The organism is Bifidobacterium sp. ESL0827, from assembly GCF_052606685.1.
Genome location: NZ_CP199597.1, coordinates 2,005,532 through 2,029,322 on the forward strand (window position 1 = coordinate 2,005,532; position 23,791 = coordinate 2,029,322).

Genomic DNA, 23,791 nt, shown 5'->3' on the forward strand with positions numbered 1-23,791 from the left:
ATCATGGCGGCCAAGCACAGCAAGACACCACGGCAGCAGACCGGCGGCAAAACTCCGGCAGCCGGCAAGGCCAAGACAACTGCGAGCGCGATGACAACCGCAGTCGCCAGCCCGGCCAACACCGCAACCACCACTGCGGCCACAACTGCTGGCGAACCGGCCAAAAGAGCCAGGCGGACCTCGCATCGCTCCACTCGTGAGGCCACGCCGTTCACCATGGACGATGTCCTCTCCCTGGCGAGCAAGGCCACCAAACGTGCCGATAAATCCCTCCTGGTTATCTGCGGCGGCCTCAGCCATGAGCGCGACGTCTCCATCAGCTCGGGGCATCGCGTCCAGGGATTCCTGGAGGAGGCCGGATGGACGGTCCACGTCCACGACATGGATGGCTCGCTCCTGCCCTACCTGACCGATGAGTCGACCCGCCCTGATCTGGTCTGGCCTCTGCTGCACGGCGCCAACGGCGAAGACGGCTCCATCCGTGATGTCTTAGAGATGGCGGAACTGCCTTATATTGGATCCCGGGCCAAGGCCTCCCGGACCGCCTGGAGCAAACCCATCGCCAAGAATGTTGTCCGCATGGCCGGGTTGCAGACGCCACATTCCGTGACCTTGCCCGAGTCCATGTTCCGCGAGCTGGGAGTCGAACCCGTTATCGATATGCTTCTAGGTTCGCTGGGGCTCCCGCTCTTCATCAAGCCCACCATGGGTGGTTCAGCCATGGGTTGCACCATGGTGACTGAACAGAGTCAGCTCACTCAGGCGTTGATCAACTGCTTCGCCTACGGTGATGTGGCTCTAATCGAACAGGCTGTCACAGGCACTGAAGTCTCCGTCTCCATACTCGAATTCGACGGACATCCCCTGGTTCTGCCTCCGCTCGAAATCTGGACTCCCTCAGGCACCTACGACTTCGAGGCTCGTTCCACCCCCGGCCCAACGGAGTTTTATGTTCCAGCCCGACTGGACGCCAAAACCACACAGGCTGTGAGCGATGCTGCACTGACTGCCCACCAGGCTTTGGGACTCCGCGATATCTCACGCACCGACTTCATTGTTGATGCCCAAGGTCAGCCGCAATTCCTGGAGTCCAACGTGGCGCCCGGCATGACGGACACCTCGCTTCTGCCCCAATCAGCCCAGGCGGCCGGCTACAACTTGCCAGAGCTATACACGGCATTGGTTCAATCAGTTTTGAATCAAAAACGAACCGACTGAAATCCCAAAGCCTATCTGGTTCTGCCTACCATTCGGTTAGCATGAGGAAAGTCCGCATGATGCATGGTGTGTAAATTGCCCAATATGCATCACGCGGACTTGCAATATACGTAGCCTGCGAATACAGGCAGGGCAGATAGTGCACAAGATGAGCACACTACACGGACCAACAGTTTGTACTCGTTAATCACGACGCTCTATTCTGCGTTCATTCTTCTCTGGCCACCAAACGTCAGTTGTTCAACGGTCACCACTCATCGTCGGTTATTCCGCTCCCTCTATCCGTTAATCTTGACCTCCACTTCTCCTTCACTACTCAGCCAAAGCCAACACTGATTGAAAGGTATGCTCAACCTAGTCTCGGTTTTTATATTGTCGACTAGGCTGACCTGCAGAAGAGAGGCGGTCTAATAAATAGCCGATGCCAGAATGGCCGGTCATTCTCCGGAACTCAACTCACAATATACTGCTGTATCGCTCCACACCCATGCATGCAATCGTGGTCGATATCGAATGTTTCACGTGAAACATTCTGGGGTGATCGACTTACTTCACGGCACAACGCCTATGACCGGCAGCGAATCCCGCCAGTTAAAAGTGCGAGTCTAATAAAGCAATGGGTCAGATAAAAATGAATACAACCTTTCTAGGACAGCAATCATTGGGAGTTCTGCACCAATCGGCACAGAATGGTTTTACCAAGATGTTTATCAAGCTGAATTGACTACATATAAGGTGTAGACATCACTGCTTTTCTGCCTTCGAGAATCGAGTCATCGCTACTATGGCATCAAGAACTTCGAACGAAAGCTAAGTCCGCACCAGTAAATCGCAATTCCGTCACTGGCATTGTTGCGTCAATTCATTAACCGTAATTTGTTGGTCCTCATCGCTGAGAACACGATCTTCCTATCTGAATTCATCTTTCGCGTCATATCGCTTACGACCGGATCGCTCCCCCGCGACCGCTCAAAAGCCATCAATAAGAGCCCATAGAGACCTTGCAGATCAGTGGATACATATTACAGGCGCATCCGTCCTTGTTAAAAGATCATACTTTCGTAAGATCGAACAAACAATTGAAACAATACCCCACCATGATTGAGCTGTCTACGGCCTAGCTAGATTCCTTACTTGTTTTTTTGCTTTCCTCGCTCTTGTTTGAAGCGCGCGAAGAACTTTCAACAGTTTCTTCCTGAGTTGATGATGAACACCGGCCGGCACTCCTAGCAGTCATATCTTCATCAGCCCCAAGGCTTTTGTCTGTTGTCAGAGAATCGGCGCCCAACTCGTCGTTGTTGTCATCAGGGCTTGGAGGATTCCAAAAACGCCAGCTATGCCAGCTGTCATCCTCGCTCTTATCATCTGTTTGATGGCTGGGATGCTCCCGCAGCAATCGATCAACTCGGAGCATAAACCAGATCAGCACCAGAATCGTCCCAAGATTGGTTAGGATGGCGACTATCACAGTTTTCTCCATGGTTCAAGAATAGCCTGCCCCTGTCAGAACCGAGCTTACTGTGAGCTAACAAGCGCTCTTTTTCGCCCACCGCATGTGACTCAGTCATCCTGAATAGATACAGTAGCGTTATGAAGCAAACTGTTCATGATGCGATTGTTATAGGGTCCGGACCAGCAGGTTACACCGCCGCCATTTATCTTAGCAGGGCTGGATATGCTCCACTCGTTATTGCAGGAGCCCTAACACCTGGCGGTCAGCTTATGAACACAACGGAAGTAGAGAACTTCCCTGGATTCCCTAAAGCAGTGCTCGGCCCCGATCTTATGGATCAGATGCGTGATCAGGCCGAACATTTTGGTGCTCAGATTGAATACGATGATGTCGTCTCAGTTGACTTGAGCGGAGACGTCAAGCGGATCACCACCGATGGCGGCGAAGAATATCAAGCTCGAGTCGTCGTCATCACCACTGGCTCGCAATATCGTAAATTGGATATTCCCGGCGAGCGCGAGTTCTCAGGACGAGGGGTATCCTACTGCGCCACATGCGACGGCTTCTTCTTCAAGGACAAGCCCATTGTAGTGGTTGGTGGAGGCGACTCTGCTATGGGTGACGCGGACTTCCTGACCCGTTTTGGCTCTTCTGTTACACTGATCCACCGTCGCCAGGGCTTCCGCGCTTCAAAAATCATGGTGGACCGTGCCAAGGCAAATGACAAGATCAACTTCCTTCTTGATTCGGTCGTCACTCGGATCAACGGCGACGATAGCGGCGTAACCTCTTTGGATGTCCGCAATACAGCCACTGACCAGCAGTCCACTATTCCAGCTAATGGAGTCTTCGTAGCCATTGGATTCACTCCTCAGACTGCTTTCCTTAATGGCCAAGTTGATCTGGATCAGGACGGCTATATCCTGGTCGAAGGTGGGTCAACGAAGACTTCTACACCTGGGGTCTTTGCCGCTGGTGATGTCACCGACAAGATCTATCGTCAGGCCATTTCCGCTGCTGGCATGGGTTGCCGTGCTGCTTTAGATGCTCAGGAGTATCTTACGAATTTGGATAACCGATAGGGCTTGATACGCGCCTCGGCAAACAAGAATTTACGTGCCTGGCAGTTTACAATTGCCAGGCACTTCGTTTATCGATTATGCGCAGCTGCCTATACTTAGTTTCCTTTTATTCCTCATTGACATCCACCGGATACCCTACTCAACAGGAACATTCCCTGCCCCACAGCAGCTCAAATCATCCTCTGCTGACACAAGCCACTTTCCACTGATGCAACTTGCCACAACAGAGCCCACCTCTTTCTAACGCCACAACTGAAATTCTCAAGGTTGCGCTGCACGAATCTGTCACCTCACCTCAACGGCTAAGGCCAACCTCATTGAAAAGCCGCACAAAAGCAAGGGCTTATTACTTACCAGATGATAAACACACAAACAACAATTCCATCATGGCCGAATAGGTGACTTTGCCACCAACCACTAACTGTATATCTTGCGATTGAATATACCCATCACACTACTGACAACTATGAAGGCGAGAGACCAATACGACCCGATATAGCTGCCCGACAAAATGACCTGAGTAACCAGGTCTGTAGCGATTCACAATCCAACTGCCTGCCGGCTGACTGTTTTCCAGCTTCATGCTGTTTAGTCAAACTTTTCAGCACTGATATATCTGATCAGTGAATGGAACATACCTATGATGCCCAATCATTCTGGCCCTAAGACAAGTTTAGCGATTGCTCATCAGCTCAAACCAAACTCGATCGGGTTATGAAGCAATCGCTCACTTTAACGGCAAGGTTTGGATAAACAAATCCTGAAGTCTCACTTTCAGAATGGGATCAAACCCAGCCTCTATCACCCGAATGACTGTCATTGCCTGCAGATTGACTCTTTTCCAAAAGAATGGCAACGATGCGGTCCATGTCTTCAGGCGAAGAAAATACGATTTCTATTTTCCCGTGCTTTTTAGTGCCCTTAATGGCTACCTTGGTATCAAAATGACTTTCCAGATCCTGGCGTACAGGACTATTAGCCCAGGCGTTTACCCTAGGCTTCTTTGCCCTCTTCTTAACCTGCCCAGTCTGCAAGGCGACAAGTTCCTCAGTAGATCTTACCGACAGACCTTCAGCAATAATCTTGTCCGCCAAAGCAGTCATAGACTTTTCATCCGGCAAAGTAAGCAAGGCTCGGGCATGCCCAGCTGACAACACACCTGAGCTTACTTTTTTCTGCACGCTCGGGGGCAACTTCAACAATCGGAGCGTGTTCGTGATCTGAGGTCTGGACTTAGAGATTGACTTAGACAAACCGTCCTGTGTCAAGCCGAACTCATCAATCATTTGCTGATAAGCGGCTGCTTCTTCCAACGGATTCAGAGCCACTCTATGGAGATTCTCGAGCAAGGCATCGCGCAACATGGTGTCGTCGCCCGTTGTTTTCACAATTGCAGGTATGGTATCCAACCCAGCCAATCGAGTAGCACGCCAACGACGTTCACCCATTATGATTTCATAATGGGTTGTTTGCTTCGGACCCGTTTCGCCCTGATTTGAAAGCTGGCTAGATTGTTCCTCACCGGTCTTACTATCAAATGCCGTGGATTTGCTTCTCGCGCCGTCAACTGAGATTGTCTTATTCTCGATAGTTCTTGGACCGTCTACAAGAGGTGATCTTCGCACCACTATGGGCTGCAATACACCAACTTCCTTGATTGAACGGGAAAGCTCCAACAGTTCATCTTCATCGAAGATTTGTCTCGGCTGCTGAGCATTTGGCCTAATATCGTCCACCTGCACCTCGGCCAAGTACCCACCTTGGACGGGTTTCAGCTCCTCTTGGCTATTGCCCTTTGTCGCATTAGTCGGCTCAGTATTATTCCCAACAATAGGTGTGCGGTTAACGCTTTGCTGAGTCTTTCTTGTCCGAGGATCGACAGCCTTACTTGATTCCATCATCGGCAATGTTTCACGTGAAACATTTGTCGTCGTAGGGCCAAAGAATAGATCACTTGGGTGTTCCAGGCTGCTGATGGACGGGACTGACCGACGCTTGGTAGTCCTCTTCGAAGTAGATGTTTCACGTGAAACATCTACGTTGAGCGACTCGGAAATGCTGACACGCTTTTGTCCCATGGTCGAACGTTTACGACCGCTCTCAGTAGACTTTACTGAAGCTGCTTGTTGAGAGCTTGCACGGCCCGAATGCGTTGTACTACGTTCTCCTTTGGCTCCATCTTTTTCCGAAACGTCCGTCTCTGTGCGATGATGTCCGTCTGGTTCTGCACCCAAGCCTTGAAGAGTGGGCTGCTTGTTGCCGGAATTCGGTACTTTGTTATCTTGTTGCTGACCTTTGTCGGCATTGGTTTCGTCTTCTTCACCTGGCAGAGCGGGAAACAGAGCCCCCAAGCCCTTGCCTAACCGTGAACGGCTTGTCATGTCCTCACTCCCCCTGTCTTCTATTGGCAATATGTTCCAGTACTTGTTCGGATCTCTGTGCGATTTCTAACGCCGCCTCTTCATAAGCGATAGCACCGGCTCCTTTAGGGTCGTAGGTAACAACGCTTTGCTGGAAGCTGGGAGCTTCAGAGATTTTGACGGAACGCGGGATGGTCGTATTAAGCACAATCTCTGGATAATGTTCCTTGACTTGATCAAACACTTCCTTGCTGAGCAACGTCCGCCTGTCGTACATAGTCAACAACATGGTTGAGATTACGAGATAAGGATTATAGCTTTGCTGAACAAGTCCTATGGTATGCAGCAATTGTTGCAGTCCTTCAAGAGCATAGTACTCAGCTTGCACAGGGATCAATACCTCATTAACTGAACACATGGCATTCAGAACTAATAATCCGAGACTAGGAGGGCAATCAACCAGAACATAGTCATAATGCTGGTGGCAGATTTTAAGATAGTCGGCAACCGCTTTCTTCATGAGCTGATTGCGGTTGGGCATATCCGCAACTTCCAGCTCAGCACCACTTAGATCAATAGAAGACGGGACAACCTCAAGGTTGGGGAATCCAGGGGAAACCACCTTAACGTCGTCAATACCGAGACGACCCTCGAGCACATCATATGTTGATGGAGTCCCGGATTCATGAGCTACCCCCAATGCAGTAGAAGCGTTACCTTGTGGATCCATATCGATTACCAATACACGTTCGTTGAACTCAGCAAATGCACATGCCAAATTGACAGTTGTCGTGGTTTTCCCTACACCACCTTTTTGATTTGCAACTGCAATGAAGCGCGTTTTTGAAGGGTGAGGGAATTCAGCCTGGCGTAAGGCCTGATAGCGCGCAGAAAGATCTGCCATCTCCGAACCAGACACCGAGCCAGTCCCGTCAGCGAATATGCGAGTCAGGATATCCGTTGCCGACTCCATACCTGATGCGTTCGGCTTGGACTTCTCACCAAGATCCGGGGTATTTCTCGAAACGGGTTTCACCTTCTTCGATGCGGTCACGAACCTTCCTCCTTTTGATAACCATTCAATTTTCCCGTCCTAGTTGGACATGTTAAAACGGCTGATAGTTATACACGGTCACTGTTCATAACTGTGGATAAGTGTGGATAGACCCAACGACGCCACACCGGCTGACCCTTCTCCTAGATTATTAGATTTGCCTTGTGATTATTGACAAGTCTGACGCTTCACATCCCATGCCATGGTCTACAAACGACGATGTGGATAATTCAAGCGTCAAGTCAAAATTGTGCATAACTTATTAGCAGCAAATTGATAAATGAACTACGTCACCAAATTAAGCAGCACTATTCATGGCTATAGTCAATGATTTCATCCACCTGTTGGATAGCTATTATAAATGCTGCCGTAATTCTCTAATTAAACCTTTGAACTACAAACCTCATACAACTGTACGGCAATGTGCTGTTTCACGTGAAACATCTATATTGTCTGGAAAGTATCGTTACCCCGTTAATTGTCGACGGACGTAATTAGGCGATTTAGTTTTGTATATTTTATTTTCGTAATCTGTTTGCCTACCAACGATATTACTGACGGATCAATGGAACAGAACTTGATATTCAATTTTAAGGATTAGTTTTTTAAGTTGTTAAACAAAATGCTTCAATGTATTCGTCAGCACTATATTTACTTCGTGTGATTATGGTTGAAGAAAGCAACTAAGAAGCAAGACCATTGACAACCTTTCCCTGAAGAAGATATATAAGGCATTACAACATCCTTTTGCCTTTACTTCAATAACCCTAATCCTGATTGCTTCATTCTGAGTTGATAGTTTCACGTGAAACATTACGATCTATCTCTACATATATAAAGCATCCATTGGAAGCGCAGACTGAATATTGTTGTATTTAAAGATGCCTTGAATATAGTAGTTGCGGATGGACGCATGTTCCCGTATAACATACTCAAACAGTCTGCCACGTCTTTTGGACCAGTTGCGCCTGCTATCAAAGATGCTCAGTTTCGGTGTTACTGGGTAAAAAACGTACATTTCACAATGTTTCACGTGAAACATTCTTCCGTAGACACATCTAAAACTGGTGAATAGCTCTCTTATAGCTCGATTCTTTGGCCTCTTTAACTTACGGAACAGAGGTTGTTCGCTCTCGGGACTCTTTTAAAAATTTAGTCTTGGCTGATTAATCAATAACTCATACAGTCTCCATGCATACGCACGAATCTGCCCTACCCTTACCAATATTAATACGAAAACCGCGAAGATCGTCACGAAGGATAGAAACAATAACCTCTCTTGGTGTAAGGAAAATAGGTGAGTGAGTACAATAAGAAACGCATAACTACGACGATCTGGTACATGAAGTATATAAATGCATGGATCCTGCAGCTTCCAAAATACAACATCTCCTGAGACGGTTAATCCAACAATAGAAAGATGGCGGTATACCTAATTCTGAGATAAAACATCCTACGAACAGTCTAATACTGCTTGGACAACAAAATCAGGATGCAATAATATCTCCGGCCCAACAAACTAAAGAAGCAAAGTGGTGTGCATAATATTATTCAAGACATAGAATGTCATTATTTTAAATAATATAATAAGATATACTCTATTCTATCTGTTATCTATTGCACCGTTTTAAAACTTAAGTATCAAAAAACTAGAAAGATCCTGGCTGGAAGCACAACCGAGGCAAACAATATAAATCACCAACGTGCATGCTTCCCCTTAATCTAACATTCCATTCATGTCGATTGATCATCGGCTAAGCTGCCGTCTGGAAAAGACCTATTAAATCTGGTAGAGCTTAATCCGTCATCTCTAATCAAGCTTTCAACAAGGCTCTATGTTAAATACTGATTATTTATTATCTTATTTAGACTATTCAAATCTTCTGATTGGCTCGTATCTCAGACACCAAAGTTATTTAATAAAGCTATCAGCGTCGTACTTTAGTGCTTGTCCACGAGAACCACGTGAGTATCCTCAAGGCCGGGTGCGACTGGAGCTAGGCAAACCCGTGGATTCTCTCCATGACATTTTTTTATCTCTTTGGCTGCCTTATCGAGCTCCGCTTGCGCCGAACGACCCTTAAGCGCAATAAGCTGACCTCTCGATCGTAAAAGAGGTAGGGTCCATCCGGCGAGCTTAGTCATGGGGGCTACAGCTCGGCATGTCACGACATCAAAAGTCTGTGGAATTGAAAGATTGGAGTGGGGGTCTGCTAGACCTGCTTCACCCGTCGCAGTTGAAGAGTCATGGCCATTTACACCTTGTTGGCTGTCAGCATTCCTGGCTGCGGTTGAGGTTAAAGAACCGCCACGGCTGTTATCGGAAACAGGCTGTTCCTCGATTCGACGACGACCGTGACGGCGACTCCGTGGACCCTTTTTGTTGTGCCTCATCGAAGCCTTGGAGGATTGTTGAATCAGATCCTCTGCACGCTTGCGAAGCACAACCGTATTAGTCAGGTGCAACTCATCAATGACTTCCTGCAGCCAAATTACACGCCGCTCCATTGGTTCGACAAGAACAACATTGCACTGCGGAAGGCAGGCAGCCAGCACAATACCTGGGAAGCCCCCACCGGAACCTATATCCGCCACAGTTGCCGTGTGACTGTCAGTGTTCAGTCGCTCTTGCACGAAAGGCACAATAGCCGCTGAATTAAGTATGTGCCGCTCCCAAATAATGTCTTCATCGCGAGGGCCGATAATGCCCTTCTGCACACCTTCGCGTAAGAGCTTGTCGTGAAAACGCTGCATGGGTACCAGAGCATCACCGAGCACTTGCCTCAAGAGCGGACTATCATTCAGCTCATCATCCACAACAGCCATTTCAACTCCTCACATTCACTTTCCACGTCTAGTCAGTCAAAACCGCAGACAACGACGGCATCATGCAGTCTCGTATCAAGCGGGATTTCACTATGCCAGAATCGAAAACAGCTGCATTCCTAAGACCTTTACCACCATATAGTTTTCAACCGCAAAAGAGCGTCGAGAGTCATACACCTGCATCCTAGCCGAACAGCATAGGGGGTAGTCTCTGATAGAGAATCATCAACCAAGAGCAATCCGAATTAAGCAGCATGGGAAACTAAGCACTATCAGCAGCCAGACAACACTAAACACCGGCCAAAAGCACAGCACTGGAAGATAGCACAACAGACTTCGACAGTATGACCGCGCCGAACAGTGGACCAATCCAAAAAGCCAACGTCATAAATACTTCATCGATGCATAGCCCTGTGTGGCTTTCCAGTCACTACCTATCAGTATCCCCAGGATCTTCATCAGCCTCATAGTCAGCCGAATCGTCGACCTGATCAGTTTCATCCTCATCCAGCGGGGCATCATACCCGACTGGCTCGTCCTCGACATCGTCAGGCAGGTCCTCACCTTCGCTCTTGGCTTTCAGGTAGATGGTGACGTAACGGTGGGGTTCCTCACCATGGGAGCGTGACTTCAGTCCCTCCTCGCGAACCATGTCATGAACGATTTTGCGCTCAAAGGAGTTCATTGGCTTCATATTGACTGGATCGCCGGTCTCACGAACCTCGTCAATCGCATCCAGGGCCTGCTCGCGAAGATGTTCGCGCTTGCGCCGCAGGAAGCCGTCTACATCCACGATCAGATGGGAGCGCTCCCCTATCTTCTGCTGCACGGCCAAGCGTGTCAGCTGTTGCAGAGCATCGACCACCTCGCCGTCCTTGCCGATCAGATGCTTGATGTCCGTATCGTCGTCAGCCACAATCTGCACGGTTGGACGGTGGTTGCGCACACCCATCTCGATATCGCCCTCGTAATCGACGATGTCCAGCAACCCCTCAAGATAGTCGGCGGCGACATCCGCCTCCTCATTGAGTTGTTCGATGGTCTTTCCCTGGTCCAGAGACTGAGACATCTATGCTCTCCTTACACGCGTTTACATCCGATTCATAACCTAAGGTCCACTGGATTCCTGGTCACCGATCGAGTGTCCAGTATTGAGGATACACGGACGTAATGATTGCAGACTACTCCAGTATTCGCCCGACCGAAAGCCGGGTCACCACGCCGGCCACCACCGCCAATAGCCGCATCAACGGCCGCGACGTTTGCGATGGGGCTGAGAACGCTGGTGGGAGACGTTCTTGTTGTTTCGGGCCTCCTCTTCCAACCGCTTGGCCTCCATCAACTGTTCCTCCTCCAACGAGGGCAGCCCCTGGCGCTTGCGGCGGGCATTTTCATGGCGGTGATCTCGCTCCTCTTTGCTCTCTGCGGCCGGCGAACCAGGAGTGGGCATATGGCGGACCTGGAAGAGGGTTCGGCCCAGATTCCAAAGGTTGTTGGTCAGCCAGTAGATCAGCACGGCGAAGGGGAAGTAGATGCCGGAAAAAATGTACATGACCGGGAAGATGAAGGCCATCATCTGCTGCATCTTGTATTGCTGCCCCTGCATGGCCGATCTGGGCATGTTCCGCCGGACGTTGTGGAACTGTGAATAGAACATGGCCAGGCACATGAGCACGATAAAGACCACAATGACTATGCGGCCCGCACCCTGGGCGGACATGAAGTTGTCCGAAATCCGCAGCCCGAAAAAGGTGGTCTCTTCGAATTCTCGCGCCACCTGTCGATTGAAGGCTCCAAGGGGTGCCCGCTTACCCCGGGCGATGAAGGGCACAGCCGAAAGCACGTAGAACATGGTCATGAAGACCGGGCCCTGGACCAGCATTGGCAGACAGGACCCCATGGGGTTGGCATGATTATCCTGGTAGACCTTCATTGTTTCCCGGCTCATAGCCTCTCGGCTGGCTGGATCCTTCTTGTTGCGGTACTTGTTCTGGATCTTCATCAGCTTGGGCTGCAGAGCCTGCATCTTTTGCATGGATCGCAGCTGCTTGATGAAGAGCGGCAGCACGCACAGGTTGACGACAAGCACCAGCATCACTACCGAGAGCGCCCAGGCCACGCCGGGACCCTTATGGAACCCGATCAGGGTCAGGAACTTGTGGCAGTAGGTCATGATGTAGGTCATGAGCCACTCGATCGGGTACAGGATCTTGTAGAAGAAGCCGTATATGCCCGTATCGAAAGTGAAAGTGTCGTTGTTTTGGAACATTGTCAGGCCGTCTCCTTGTCTGGGGCCATGGGGGTCAGCCGGGCCTCCTCATGAGCCTTGGACCACGAGAACCGATAGAAGATGGAAAACCTTTGGGGCACGTCATCGATTCCGCCGTTGTTAAAGGGCGTGCAACGCAATAACCGCAGGACGGCCAGGATAGTTCCACGCAAGGCTCCGAACCGCCTCAGAGCGGTCAAAGCGTACTGGGAACAAGTCGGGTAGTAGCGGCACCTCGGCGGCGACAAGGGTGAAATGTGGCGCTGATACCAGCGGACTGCATTCTGCAGAGCCCGGGAAGCCAGGCCGCTCATGCTCGGCATCCTTCTGTAACTTCCGGCTCTTGAACCGGTTGACGCTTGGACCCGGTGGACTGCGGATCTGACTGTCCCTGTATATAGAGACCGCTGGCAGTCTTTCCGGTCTTGAGCATAAGGTCACGGAAGAGCCTGTCCACTTGCTCCTCCAACTGCTTGTAGGTGGCTTTAGCAGCGCTGGGTTTGGCACGCATGACCAGATCACAGGAGGATGGCAGCAGGTCCTCCTTGGATCCGGCAAGTTGCCTGAATCTGCGCTTGACCTTGTTCCTGGTCACGGCCTTGCCCACATTTTTGGATACAGCGAGCCCCATGCGGCGTCTGCCTGTAGGCAGGATGTCATGCCGCCCTCCGCTCGCAGCCGATGTCGCCGGCAGTGAGGTCACCGTCCGGTCAGATTCGGGTAACAAATAATGTATGACCAGATCCCGGCTGCTGACCCGATGGCGTCGCCTGAGCACCGCCGTGAACTCCCGGTGGCTCCTCAGCCGTTCCACCTTCTGAAAAAGAATCGGGATCCGACTCAGGCAGAAAGGGTCCGACGGCCCTTGGCCCGACGTCGGTTGATCAGGGCGCGACCGGAGCGGGTGCGCATGCGAGCGCGGAATCCGTGCTTCATGTGACGACGGCGATTGTTAGGCTGGAATGTCCTCTTCATAATTCGTTGCTCCCGTGTGTAGACATACTCGAGTACGGCTCGTTATGAGTCAAGCTATATCACGGTACACATGAGCCGGGACGGAGTCAAACGAGCTTTCGCTGTTTAGTTGGTCGGGACCGCTTCATGCCCTGCGCAAACCCTGTGATAGCGGGAAAAGGGCCTCCTCACTTATCCACAAATTACATCACTGTTATTCACATTCATCGCAGATACAACACGCTATCTTGTGGATAACCACGCAAAGTCGGTGTAACAATGGGCTACTGTCGAATTTGAGAGAAGCAGAAAGACCGGGACAATCAGTCGTCAAGAAGAGAGGAGCACACTGATGGCGCAGGATCCGCTGGATGCCGCTGCCCAGGCTAAGAGAATCTGGGATTCGGTCCTGCAGGTGCTCCGCTACAGCAGCTCACTGACCTCCAGGGACAAAGGCTGGCTGGAGGACATCACTCCCGAGGCGGTTTTCGGCACCACCATCGTTTTGCGGGTCTCTTCCAAGGCAACTCAGGAGGCAGTGCAGGGACCGCTCAGCCAGCCCGTCTTAAATGCACTGCAGCTAGTGACCAACCAAGAAATGTTCCCGGCCATCAAAATCGTATACCCAGAGCAGATGGCCAAGCAGATGGCTGCCGACCAGCAGAACGACCAACGCACATCCGCCATGGCCGGGTCCGCACCGGGCAGTGGCGAGTTCCGTCAGGTCCCAAGTCCTGCTCAGGATCCTTACGGCGACTATCAGCGTGGAGCCGGCGCCGACCGATCCTCTTCTGGCTCAGAGGTCCGTTCAGACTGGCAGACCAAGACTGTTGGAACCTCCAAATCCCCGATTGTCTCCGTCAATGACTTCCACGAGGGCACCTATGTGCCCATGACCTTGGATATGCAGGCCGAGCTATCCGAACCCTCCTCCGTGGTGAGACCAACTGCAGGCGGTGATACCGACCGGCAGAGCGATACAGAAAGGACCACATCCCGACCCGCCTTCACCGTGCCCCGTTTCCCCATGAGCCAGAACCGGGTGGAGCGCGACCCACAAACTCACCTGAACAAGAACGCCACCTTCGATACCTTCGTCCCGGGCGATTCCAACCGCTTTGCGCGGACCGTGGCCTTGGCCGTGGCCGAAGGATCAGGCCAGGATTTCAACCCCCTGTGTATTTACGGCAGCTCAGGCCTGGGCAAGACCCATCTGCTCAACGCTATCGGCAACTATGCCCTGGTCAAGGATCCCTCGCTCAAGGTCCGATACGTCAACTCGGAGGAATTCACCAATGAGTTCATCGATGCCCTGCAGAACTCCACTCAAGGGTCAGGCCAGATCGCTGAATTCAACCGCCGCTACCGGCAGGTGGATGTGCTCCTCATCGATGACATCCAATTTCTAGGGGGCAAGGAAGCTACCCTGGATCAGTTCTTCCACACCTTTAATGCCCTGCATGATGCCAACAAGCGCATCGTCATCGCCTCGGACGTGGCCCCCAAGAATCTGAAGGGTTTCGAATCGCGGCTGATCTCGCGCTTCGACTCGGGTCTGACTGTGGACGTCAAGCCGCCAGATCGGGAGACCCGGGTGGCCATCCTGAGAATGATGGCTTCCATGAACGGAGTCAGCATCCCCAACGAGGTCTTGGACCTGATCGCGGAACGCTTCACCGAGAACATACGAGAGCTTGAGGGGGCCCTGACCCGTGTCACGGCCGTGGCCAGCCTCAATAATCAGCCGGTCACTACGGCCCTGGCTGAACAGACCCTGCAAGACTTCTTCTCTACGGACGTAGAAATCAAGCCCACTGACATCATCTCCCAAGTAGCCAAGTACTTCCATCTGACCTTCGACGATATCGTCGGCCGTACGCGCACCAAGAACATCGCCCTAGCCCGACAGATCGCCATGTATCTGGCCCGGGAAATGACCAGCATGTCCTTGGTCGACATCGGCGAGGTCTTTGGCGGCCGCGATCACACCACAGTCATGCACGCCTACACTCGTATCTCCAATGAGATGCAGGAAAAGCGAGAGATTTACAACTATGTCATGGAGCTCACAGTCCGGCTCAAGCAGCCCCAAAATTGATGCGACACGCAGACACTGTTGTGGATCGACAGAAAAAGATATCCACCTACTTATCCCCGGATGTGGGCAAACCTTGGGAATAACACACCGGTTTTCCGGGGATAAGTGGTGTATTTTCAGCGAATAACTGCGTCTCTTTTGTGGATAACCCAGCAAAAATACATCCCTGTGGATAACTTGGCCTCTTATTCACATCGATTTCACCGCTTATCCACATCGTCTGATTGAGGTCTATCCACTTCGTTGCAAGGATTTGAGAACTTATCCACACCATCCACCGAGCTTATTACGATGACTCTATGTATATTTATGCAATAACCGCCTTCACACTCAAGCACACCTGCTTGTTCCAACCACATCACCTGAGCCATTCGATAGAATGAATCCAGTTCATTCGTCAACAAGAAGGCTCCCATGAAAGTAGAAGTGAATTCATCCGCACTCTCGGATGCAGTGGCCTGGACCACCCGCATCATCCCTTCCCGACCAGCTTCGCCGATTCTGGCAGGCATCAGGATGGAAGCCTCTGATGGAACATTGAAGCTTTCCGCTTTCGATTACGAAGTTTCGGCAAGAAACCACATAGAAGCAGGCATCGATGAATCTGGAACAGCTCTAGTGCTAGGCAAACTGTTGGCAGACATCACCAAATCACTACCATCAGAGAAGACTTATCTGTCAACCGAGGGATCCAAGATGACCATCACCTCAGGCAAATCCACTTTTTCTCTGCAACTAATGCCTGACAGCGAGTATCCCGACCTCCCTGCTGTCCCTGAACCTATGGGCCAGGTGGATGCTGAGACCTTTATCCAGTCCATCTCCCAGTCCATCGTCGCTGTTTCCAGGGAAGAGAGCCGGCCGGTCCTGACCAGCGTCAAAACCGAAATCACTGGGGACAAGGTGGTCATGACCGCCACCGACCGTTTCAGATTGTCCCGTTCAAGCTTCACCTGGACTCCTCGGGACGCCGATTTTTCCACCTCCATGCTGATCCGCGGCTCCCTGCTGCGAGACATCGCACGTTCTTTGGATGAGCACCAGAACGTGACCATGGATTACGAGGCTGACAACCCCACCATCATGGGCGTGGAAAACGCTGGCAAAATATCCACCACCCAGCTGATCGATGGGGAATTCCCGGCCGTGGATCGTCTCTTTTCGGACGAATACCCCATCCAGGCGGTCATCGCCCGGCAGGATCTGATCGATGCCATCAAGCGTGTGGCCCTGGTAGCCGAACGCAACGCCCCCATCCGTATGGTCTTCTCCGGCAACGAGGTGACCCTGAGTGCCGGCACGGCTGACGAAGCACAGGCACATGAGGTTCTGCAGGCGGATCTGGACGGGGAAGACATCACGGTGGCCTTCAATCCGAACTATCTGATTGACGGGCTGGGTGCCATCGCCGAGCCCTTTGTCCGCATCAAGATGACTTCGGCAGTCAAGGCTGTGGAATTCAACGGCCAGCAGGAGCAGGATTCCGAGGAGTCCATGGATTACCGTTACCTGCTGGTGCCCATGCGTTTCAACAACTGACACCCGGGTAGGTTCGAGGAACGATCGTCGTGCACATCTCCCGTCTGGTTCTGGATCACTTCCGTTCCTGGGAGCATTGTGTCCTCGATCTGGAGCCTGGAGTGACCATTCTGGAGGGGCGCAACGGTCTGGGCAAGACCAACCTGGTCGAGGCCGTCGAGGTCCTGTCCACCGGCGGCAGCCATAGGACTTCATCTTCACTACCCCTGGTAGAACGTGGGCAGTCCAAGGCCACCATAAGGGCCAGGCTGGAGCAGGACGGAACCGCTACTGACTATGAGCTGACCATTGCCGCCAAGGGAGCCAACCGGGGAAGAATCAACGGCGGGCCTTCCCTCTATCAGCGTGACCTGGTGGGCCGGGTACCCTGCGTGACCTTCAGCCCTGAGGATCAGCTGATGGTCTCCGGAGAGCCGGCGGCCAGGCGGGCCGTGCTGGACCAGGCCGGCAGCCAGCTCGATGTCGACTACTTCCAGGTCCGGCAGGATTTTCGTCATGTGGCCAAGCAGCGCGCCGCCCTGCTCAAGCAGCTCTCCCAGGCGGGCTATGATCCCTCGGGTGATGGGCATGACACCGCCCTTTCCGGCCTTGAGGTCTGGACTGGGCAGTTTATTCGCACCGGGCTGGATCTGAGCCGACGACGAGCGGCTCTGGTAGAGGCTCTGGACCAGCCCTTCAGCGATTTGTATGGTCGGCTTGCAGGCCCTGATCAGGATGCTCGATTGACTTACCAGCCATCCCTGGAGGAAATCGGACCCGATAGGCAGACCGGTCCAGAGGTCGCCGAAGCCGTCAGCCGTCACTTTCAGCGGATCTACCCGGGAGAAGTAGCCCGGGGCACTAATCTGATCGGTCCCCAGCGCGATGATCTGGCCTTCACCCTTAACGGCATGCCTGCTCGTGAGTTCGCCTCCAACGGTGAGATGTGGACCCTGGCCCTGGCTTTGCGGCTGGCTCTGCTGCAGGTGGTCAAGGATCGTCGCGATCTGGAGCCCATCGTCATTTTGGATGATGTCTTCGCCCAGTTGGATCGGGGCCGTAGGGATCAGATTCTGGACTTTGCCCGTCAGCAGAGCCAGGTGCTGATCACCGTGGCCGCCGACAGCGATATTCCCTCCCTGCAGGGTGCCAGGCTGGTGGATGTGTCCCGACTGAGGCCTGTGCAGCCATCTGATCCGGCTGCCCAGGATCCAGCCATTGCCAGTGCCATGCAGGACCTGCGTCGAACCAGAGGGACGGCTCATGAGGACTCGGATATGCCGGATGGGCCGGAGGGGAACGACCTGTCATGAAGGCCCCCATGGTTGAGACTCTGCACCTGGATCAGCGTCGATTGCCGGCCCTGGTCTTCGAGGGCTGCACGCGACGGGCGGCCACTCGTCGGCAGCGGGAGGACAACTCCCGTAAGGCCTGGTATGCATTTGGCAAGCCGGGCCGCGACCCAGCCAAACTGGGAGGTGTGGTGACCAGCCTTGCTGCTGGGAGCGGGTGGACCAGTCATCTGAAGGTTGCTCGGTTGCGCAACCAGTGGGACGGTGTAGTGGGACCCGGCATCGCCGCCCATTCGCGAGTGGTCTCCTACCAGGAGGGCGTGCTGATCATCCAGGCGCAGACCACGGTCTGGGCCACCCAGTTGACCTACTTGGTCCCCCAGATCAAGGCGACCATTGTCAAGCGGCTGGGCATGCCGGTCAAACAGATCCGGGTGACCGGCCCCCACAACTACAGCTTCCGCCGATCGCGGTTCGATCCGCCCGGCCGAGGTGTGCGTGACACCTACGGGTGAACCCATAATCTGTGAATACCGTCTTCCCAGCTTTCTGTAAGCCTAAAGTCCCATAGCGCTGGTAATCTATGGGTTATAGGGTCAAACGCTTCCAAGGCCCCTTTATGGACGATTTGGAACCTGGTGACCATGACTCGATCCCCCGCTCGACCACGAACGGAAGCTGCTTTGTCGTCAGTGGCCGACGATGGGGGTGCAGAAAGGACTATCTGTGGCAGATCTCAACACTGACCCGTCCCAGACCCCCCAAGAGGGTCGGGAGCATGAGGAGGGCAAGCCTCAGGATGATGGCATGACGGGCCAGGATCAGCTGGACGACGCGCAGCTGGATGACTCGCTCTCCCCCGAGCATTATGACGCCAGCGATCTGAAGGTGCTGGAGGGGCTGGAGGCGGTCCGCGTCCGTCCCGGCATGTACATCGGTTCGACGGGCCCCAGGGGCCTGCATCATCTGGTCTACGAGATCGTCGACAACTCGGTCGACGAGGCTCTGGCTGGGTACGCTGACCATATTGAAGTCACCATCCTGCCCGACAACGGCATCCGTGTGGATGACAACGGCCGTGGCATCCCTGTAGACGAGGTGCCAGGCGAGGGCAAGAGCGGCGTCGAGGTGGTCATGACCAAGCTGCATGCCGGCGGCAAGTTCGGAGGCGGCGGCTACGCGGTCTCGGGCGGCCTGCACGGCGTGGGCATCTCCGTGGTGAACGCCCTGTCCACCCGAATCGACGTCCAGGTGCGCCGACAGGGCTACCACTGGCATCAGAACTTCCGCAACCAGAAGCCCACCGCTCCCCTGTCCAAGGACCAAGCCATGGGGCCGGATGAGAGCACCGGGACCTCGGTGACCTTCTGGGCCGATCCCAAAATCTTCGAGACCACGGTCTATGACTTCGAGACCCTGCGCAGCCGTTTCCAGCAGATGGCTTTCCTCAACAAGGGCTTGCGGATCACTCTGACCGACCTGCGCCCCAATGACCAGGCCGGCGACGAGGTGGCGGGCGAGGAGCAGACCCCGGAGCAGAAGGGTCAGTCCGTCAGCTACCAGTACGCCAACGGCATCAAGGACTATGTGGACTACCTGGTCAAGGTCAGGAAGGCCACGCCTGTGGAGGCCGAGGTCATCGATTTCGAGGCCGAGGATCTGAAGTTGGGCATTTCCGCCGAAGTGGCCATGCAGTGGACCACCGCCTACTCTGAGTCGGTTCACACCTTCGCCAACACCATCGCGACCACCGAGGGCGGCACTCACGAGGAAGGGTTCCGCGCGGCTCTGACCAGTATGATCAACCGCTACGCTCGGGACAAGAACATCCTCAAGGACAAGGACGACAATCTCTCAGGCGACGACGTGCGCGAGGGGCTGACCGCCGTGGTCTCCGTCAAGCTGACCAACCCTCAGTTCGAGGGTCAGACCAAGACCAAGCTGGGCAACTCCGAGGCCAAGACCTTCGTCCAGCGGGTCATGACCGAAAGGCTGAGCGACTGGTTCGACGCCCACCCAGGCGAGGCCAAGGCCATCATTCAGAAGGCCATGGAGGCCTCCCGCGCCAGGATCGCGGCCAAGAAGGCCCGCGAAAACACCCGTCGCAAGTCCATCTTCGAGACGGCCGGCATGCCCGACAAGCTCAAGGACTGCCAGTCCAGCGACCCCGAAGAGTGTGAGCTGTTCATCGTGGAGGGCGACTCCGCAGGCGGCTCGGCCATCCAGGGGCGTAACCCCATGACCCAGGCCATTCTGCCCCTGCGTGGCAAGATCCTCAACACGGAGCGGGCCAGCCTGGACCGCATGATGAAGTCCGACACCATCGAATCCCTGATCACGGCCGTGGGCGGCGGATACGGCGAGGACTTCAACATCGACAAGGTGCGCTACCACAAGGTCATCATCATGGCTGACGCCGATGTGGACGGCGCCCACATCGCCACCCTGAACCTGACTCTCTTCTTCCGCTACATGCGGCCCATGATCGAGGCCGGCTACGTCTACGTGGCCATGCCACCGCTCTACCGGCTCAAGTGGACCAAGGGGCCCCACAGCTTCGTCTACACCGATGCCGAGCGCGACAGGGTCTTGGCCGAGGGCAAGGCCTCCGGTCGACAGCTGCCCAAGGGCGAAGGCATCCAGCGCTACAAGGGTCTGGGCGAGATGAGCTACCAGGAGCTCTGGGAGACCACCATGGATCCGGAACACCGCATCCTCAAGAAGATCCGCATCGATGACGCCGAACAGGCCGACGAGACCTTCACCATGCTCATGGGCGACGAGGTCGAACCCCGGCGTCTGTTCATCCAGCGCAACGCCCACGACGCCCGCTTCATCGACGCCTGAGATGCGGACGCCTTCCCCTTTCAACATTTGAGCTAAGGATCGATTTTGGCAGACGATAACAACAACGACAACAGCCCGGACCAGGACGGCCTCAACCTGCCTGACGGGTCTCGAGAGCCGCTCAGCCCCCAGGAGATGGACAACACCGATTACGGCCTCCTGAAGGGCGAGCGGATTCAGCCCATTGATCTCCAGCAGGAGATGCGGGAATCCTACCTGTCCTATGCCCTGTCAGTGATCGTGGAGCGGGCCTTGCCCGATGTCCGCGACGGCATGAAGCCAGTCCACCGCAGGGTCATCTACGCCATGTATGACGGCGGATACCGACCCGACCGCGGCTACAACAAGTGCTCGCGTGTTGTAGGCGACGTCATGGGCAAGTACCACCCCCACGGCGATGCGGCCATCTACGACACCATCGTGCGCCTGGCCCAGTCCTGGTCCATGCGCTACCCGTTGGTGGACGGCCAGGGCAACTTCGGCTCCCCCGGCGACGACCCGGCGGCCGCCATGAGGTACACCGAGTGCCGCATGGCCCCCTTGGCCATGGAGATGGTGCGCGACATCGATAAGGACACGGTCGACTTCATTCCCAACTACGACGGCAAGACCCAGGAACCCACGGTTCTGCCCTCCCGCTTCCCCAACCTGCTGGTCAACGGATCAGCCGGCATCGCCGTGGGCATGGCCACCAACATTCCTCCGCACAACCTGCGTGAGGTGTCCAAGGGTGTGCACTGGGCCCTGGAGCATCCCGAGGCCTCCAAGGAGGAGCTGCTCAACGCCCTGATCGCCATCATCAAGGGGCCTGACTTCCCCACCGGCGCCACTATTCTGGGGCACAAAGGCATCGAGCAGGCCTACCGGACCGGTCGCGGCCTGATTACCATGCGGGCCGTGGTCAACACCGAGGAAATTCGCGGAAGGATGTGCCTGGTGGTCACCGAGCTGCCCTACCAGGTCAACCCCGACCGCCTGGCCTCCTCCATCCGCGAGGCCGTGCGCGATGGCAAGATCCAGGGCATTGCCGACATGCGCGATGAAACCTCGGGCCGCACCGGCCAGCGCCTGGTCCTGGTGCTCAAGCGCGATGCCGTGCCCAAGGTGGTCCTCAACAACCTTTACAAGCACACCCAGCTTCAGCAGACCTTTGGGGCCAACATGCTGGCCCTGGTGGATGGTGTCCCCAGGACTCTGAGCCTGGATGCCTTCATCCGCCACTGGGTGGACCACCAGCTGGACGTGGTCGAGCGTCGCACCCGCTATCTGAAGCGTGAGGCCGAGGATCGCGACCACATCCTGCAGGGGTATCTGAAGGCCTTGGATATGATCGACCAGGTCATCGCCCTGATTCGAGCCTCCAAGGACGTGGAGACGGCCCGCACCGGCCTGATGGAGCTGCTGGACGTGGACGAGGTCCAGGCCGATGCCATCCTGGCCATGCAGCTGCGCCGTCTGGCTGCCCTGGAACGGCAGAAGATCCTGGACGAGCACGAGGATCTCATGCGCAAGATTGCCGACTACAACGACATCCTGGCCCACCCCGAACGCCAGCGCACCATCGTGGGCGACGAGTTGGACGAGATCGTCGACAAGTACGGCGACGAGCGGCGTACCCGGATCGTTCCCTACTCGGGCGAGATGAACGTGGAGGACCTGATTGCCGATGAGCAGGTGGTGGTCACCGTCACCCATTCCGGTTTCGTCAAGCGGACCAAGGCTGACGAGTACCGTGCCCAGCACCGCGGCGGCAAGGGCATCCGCGGAGCCAGGCTGCGCGAGGACGATGTGGTGGACCACTTCTTCCTGACCAGCACCCATAACTGGCTGCTCTTCTTCACCAACAAAGGCCGGGTGTACCGGCTCAAGGCCTATGAGCTGCCCGAGGGCTCTCGTGACTCCAAGGGACAGCATGTGGCCAACCTGCTCCAGCTGGGCCAAGGTGAGCGGATCGAACAGGTCCTTTCCCTGCACGGCTATGACGATGCCGACTATCTGGTTCTGGCCACCCGGACAGGACGGGTCAAGAAGACCCGCCTGGCTGAGTATGATTCGCCTCGCCAGGGCGGTCTGATTGCCGTACGACTGATGGAGCTGGGTAGCGTCTCCGACGAGGAGGGACAGGAGGTGCCCCAAAGCGATGAATTGGTGGGTGCCGCTCTCTGCAATGCCGACGACGAAATCATCCTGGTCTCCCGCAAGGGCATGAGCGTGCGCTTCTCAGCCGACGACTCCACCCTGCGGCCTATGGGACGACAGACCGCTGGCGTCCAGGGCATGCGGTTCCGCCCAGGCGACGAACTGCTGAGCATGGACGTGATCGCCAAGGAGTCCGAGGATGACCTGCTGGTGGTCACTGATGAGGGCTTTGCCAAGCGAACCGCTCTGAGCGAGTACCGCCTGCAAGGCCGCAACGGCTATGGTGTCAAGGCCATCGCCATGGTGGAGGGCCGGGGATCCCTGGTCGGCGCCCTGGTGGTTAATGAGGACGACCAGATCATGGCCATCATGAAGTCCGGCAAGGTCATCCGCTCCGATGTGGCCGAGGTCAAGCGGACCGGTCGCAACACCCAGGGAGTTACCCTGGCCAAGCCCGACAAGGGTGATGAGATTCTCTCCATCGCCCGCAATGCTGAGCGTGACGACCAGGAAGAGGATGCCGGTCAGACCGATCTGGCTCCCGCCGCTCCCCTGGCAGCCAAGGATCAGCCCATCGCCACCACCGGAACCGGCGACGGCCAGAGCCTGACCCAGGAGGACTGAGTTGGTCCGCTACCAGTCTGACAAGACTGGTAGCCTCGTAAGAAGTCATGCAGGCCA

General features: G+C 54.7%; 17 protein-coding genes. 8 read left to right on the plus strand and 9 right to left on the minus strand.

The annotated features are described in order from the left end of the window. The first annotated feature begins 3 nt into the window (after positions 1-3). Positions 4-1,218: a D-alanine--D-alanine ligase family protein gene (locus ACUIAI_RS08085; protein WP_445342106.1), complete on the plus strand. Its 1,215-nt coding sequence runs from the start codon at positions 4-6 to the stop codon at positions 1,216-1,218. A gap of 1,117 nt (positions 1,219-2,335) precedes the next feature. Here the strand turns inward: ACUIAI_RS08085 and ACUIAI_RS08090 are convergent. After that, complete coding sequence (locus tag ACUIAI_RS08090; protein WP_445342107.1) at positions 2,336-2,698, minus strand: hypothetical protein; 363 nt, start codon at positions 2,696-2,698, stop codon at positions 2,336-2,338. Between the two features lie 110 nt (positions 2,699-2,808). Between ACUIAI_RS08090 and trxB the strand changes: the two genes are divergently transcribed. Beyond that, positions 2,809-3,753 carry a thioredoxin-disulfide reductase gene (gene trxB / locus ACUIAI_RS08095; RefSeq protein ID WP_445342108.1) on the plus strand — a complete coding sequence of 315 codons (945 nt, stop codon included), beginning with the start codon at positions 2,809-2,811 and terminating at the stop codon, positions 3,751-3,753. A 785-nt stretch (positions 3,754-4,538) separates the two neighbouring features. Here trxB and ACUIAI_RS08100 read toward each other — a convergent pair. The 8 genes from ACUIAI_RS08100 to rpmH all read right to left on the minus strand — a co-directional run bounded on the left by ACUIAI_RS08100 (position 4,539) and on the right by rpmH (position 13,237). Beyond that, a complete protein-coding gene (locus ACUIAI_RS08100) occupies positions 4,539-6,134 on the minus strand; it encodes a ParB/RepB/Spo0J family partition protein (RefSeq protein WP_445342109.1) in 1,596 nt (531 codons plus the stop codon). A gap of 4 nt (positions 6,135-6,138) precedes the next feature. Continuing rightward, positions 6,139-7,086: a ParA family protein gene (locus ACUIAI_RS08105; protein WP_445342853.1), complete on the minus strand. Its 948-nt coding sequence runs from the start codon at positions 7,084-7,086 to the stop codon at positions 6,139-6,141. Between the two features lie 2,022 nt (positions 7,087-9,108). Beyond that, complete coding sequence (locus ACUIAI_RS08110) at positions 9,109-9,993, minus strand: 16S rRNA (guanine(527)-N(7))-methyltransferase RsmG (protein ID WP_445342110.1); 885 nt, start codon at positions 9,991-9,993, stop codon at positions 9,109-9,111. A gap of 430 nt (positions 9,994-10,423) precedes the next feature. Further along, positions 10,424-11,062 carry a Jag family protein gene (locus ACUIAI_RS08115; RefSeq protein ID WP_445342111.1) on the minus strand — a complete coding sequence of 213 codons (639 nt, stop codon included), beginning with the start codon at positions 11,060-11,062 and terminating at the stop codon, positions 10,424-10,426. Between the two features lie 177 nt (positions 11,063-11,239). Continuing rightward, positions 11,240-12,262 (minus strand): membrane protein insertase YidC, encoded by a 1,023-nt coding sequence (gene yidC, locus ACUIAI_RS08120; RefSeq protein ID WP_445342112.1) that lies wholly within the window; start codon positions 12,260-12,262, stop codon positions 11,240-11,242. Between the two features lie 2 nt (positions 12,263-12,264). Further along, complete coding sequence (gene yidD / locus ACUIAI_RS08125; RefSeq protein WP_254477651.1) at positions 12,265-12,576, minus strand: membrane protein insertion efficiency factor YidD; 312 nt, start codon at positions 12,574-12,576, stop codon at positions 12,265-12,267. After that, positions 12,573-13,076, minus strand: coding sequence for a ribonuclease P protein component (rnpA, locus tag ACUIAI_RS08130; RefSeq protein WP_445342113.1), 504 nt, complete (start codon positions 13,074-13,076; stop codon positions 12,573-12,575). The genes yidD and rnpA overlap by 4 nt, the downstream gene beginning before the upstream one ends. Positions 13,077-13,102: 26 nt before the next feature. Then, a complete protein-coding gene (rpmH, locus tag ACUIAI_RS08135) occupies positions 13,103-13,237 on the minus strand; it encodes a 50S ribosomal protein L34 (protein ID WP_015022700.1) in 135 nt (44 codons plus the stop codon). Positions 13,238-13,568: 331 nt separating this feature from the next. On the opposite strand from rpmH, the gene dnaA reads away from it, so the two are divergent. The 6 genes from dnaA to gyrA all read left to right on the plus strand — a co-directional run bounded on the left by dnaA (position 13,569) and on the right by gyrA (position 23,734). Further along, positions 13,569-15,314, plus strand: coding sequence for a chromosomal replication initiator protein DnaA (gene dnaA, locus ACUIAI_RS08140; protein ID WP_445342114.1), 1,746 nt, complete (start codon positions 13,569-13,571; stop codon positions 15,312-15,314). Between the two features lie 414 nt (positions 15,315-15,728). Next, complete coding sequence (gene dnaN, locus ACUIAI_RS08145; RefSeq protein ID WP_110412227.1) at positions 15,729-16,853, plus strand: DNA polymerase III subunit beta; 1,125 nt, start codon at positions 15,729-15,731, stop codon at positions 16,851-16,853. Positions 16,854-16,882: 29 nt separating this feature from the next. Then, positions 16,883-18,145: a DNA replication/repair protein RecF gene (gene recF, locus ACUIAI_RS08150; RefSeq protein ID WP_445342115.1), complete on the plus strand. Its 1,263-nt coding sequence runs from the start codon at positions 16,883-16,885 to the stop codon at positions 18,143-18,145. Between the two features lie 8 nt (positions 18,146-18,153). Next, a complete protein-coding gene (locus ACUIAI_RS08155; RefSeq protein WP_254477647.1) occupies positions 18,154-18,639 on the plus strand; it encodes a DUF721 domain-containing protein in 486 nt (161 codons plus the stop codon). Between the two features lie 292 nt (positions 18,640-18,931). Continuing rightward, positions 18,932-20,971, plus strand: a complete 2,040-nt coding sequence (gene gyrB, locus ACUIAI_RS08160; RefSeq protein ID WP_445342854.1) for a DNA topoisomerase (ATP-hydrolyzing) subunit B — start codon at positions 18,932-18,934, stop codon at positions 20,969-20,971. Positions 20,972-21,106: 135 nt separating this feature from the next. Continuing rightward, a complete protein-coding gene (gene gyrA / locus ACUIAI_RS08165) occupies positions 21,107-23,734 on the plus strand; it encodes a DNA gyrase subunit A (RefSeq protein ID WP_438820772.1) in 2,628 nt (875 codons plus the stop codon). Positions 23,735-23,791 lie beyond the last annotated feature (57 nt).

What these genes read in the sequence shown, in the direction of transcription:
- dnaA (WP_445342114.1), top strand. Translation starts at nt 13,569, where the DNA reads ATGGCGCAGGATCCGCTGGATGCCGCTGCCCAGGCTAAGAGAATCTGG.
- gyrB (WP_445342854.1), top strand. Translation starts at nt 18,932, where the DNA reads ATGACGGGCCAGGATCAGCTGGACGACGCGCAGCTGGATGACTCGCTC.
- ACUIAI_RS08090 (WP_445342107.1), bottom strand. Translation starts at nt 2,698, where the DNA reads ATGGAGAAAACTGTGATAGTCGCCATCCTAACCAATCTTGGGACGATT.
- dnaN (WP_110412227.1), top strand. Translation starts at nt 15,729, where the DNA reads ATGAAAGTAGAAGTGAATTCATCCGCACTCTCGGATGCAGTGGCCTGG.
- ACUIAI_RS08155 (WP_254477647.1), top strand. Translation starts at nt 18,154, where the DNA reads ATGGTTGAGACTCTGCACCTGGATCAGCGTCGATTGCCGGCCCTGGTC.
- ACUIAI_RS08105 (WP_445342853.1), bottom strand. Translation starts at nt 7,086, where the DNA reads ATGGAGTCGGCAACGGATATCCTGACTCGCATATTCGCTGACGGGACT.
- yidC (WP_445342112.1), bottom strand. Translation starts at nt 12,262, where the DNA reads ATGTTCCAAAACAACGACACTTTCACTTTCGATACGGGCATATACGGC.
- gyrA (WP_438820772.1), top strand. Translation starts at nt 21,107, where the DNA reads ATGGACAACACCGATTACGGCCTCCTGAAGGGCGAGCGGATTCAGCCC.
- ACUIAI_RS08085 (WP_445342106.1), top strand. Translation starts at nt 4, where the DNA reads ATGGCGGCCAAGCACAGCAAGACACCACGGCAGCAGACCGGCGGCAAA.
- rpmH (WP_015022700.1), bottom strand. Translation starts at nt 13,237, where the DNA reads ATGAAGAGGACATTCCAGCCTAACAATCGCCGTCGTCACATGAAGCAC.
- yidD (WP_254477651.1), bottom strand. Translation starts at nt 12,576, where the DNA reads ATGAGCGGCCTGGCTTCCCGGGCTCTGCAGAATGCAGTCCGCTGGTAT.
- ACUIAI_RS08110 (WP_445342110.1), bottom strand. Translation starts at nt 9,993, where the DNA reads ATGGCTGTTGTGGATGATGAGCTGAATGATAGTCCGCTCTTGAGGCAA.
- trxB (WP_445342108.1), top strand. Translation starts at nt 2,809, where the DNA reads ATGAAGCAAACTGTTCATGATGCGATTGTTATAGGGTCCGGACCAGCA.
- ACUIAI_RS08100 (WP_445342109.1), bottom strand. Translation starts at nt 6,134, where the DNA reads ATGACAAGCCGTTCACGGTTAGGCAAGGGCTTGGGGGCTCTGTTTCCC.
- ACUIAI_RS08115 (WP_445342111.1), bottom strand. Translation starts at nt 11,062, where the DNA reads ATGTCTCAGTCTCTGGACCAGGGAAAGACCATCGAACAACTCAATGAG.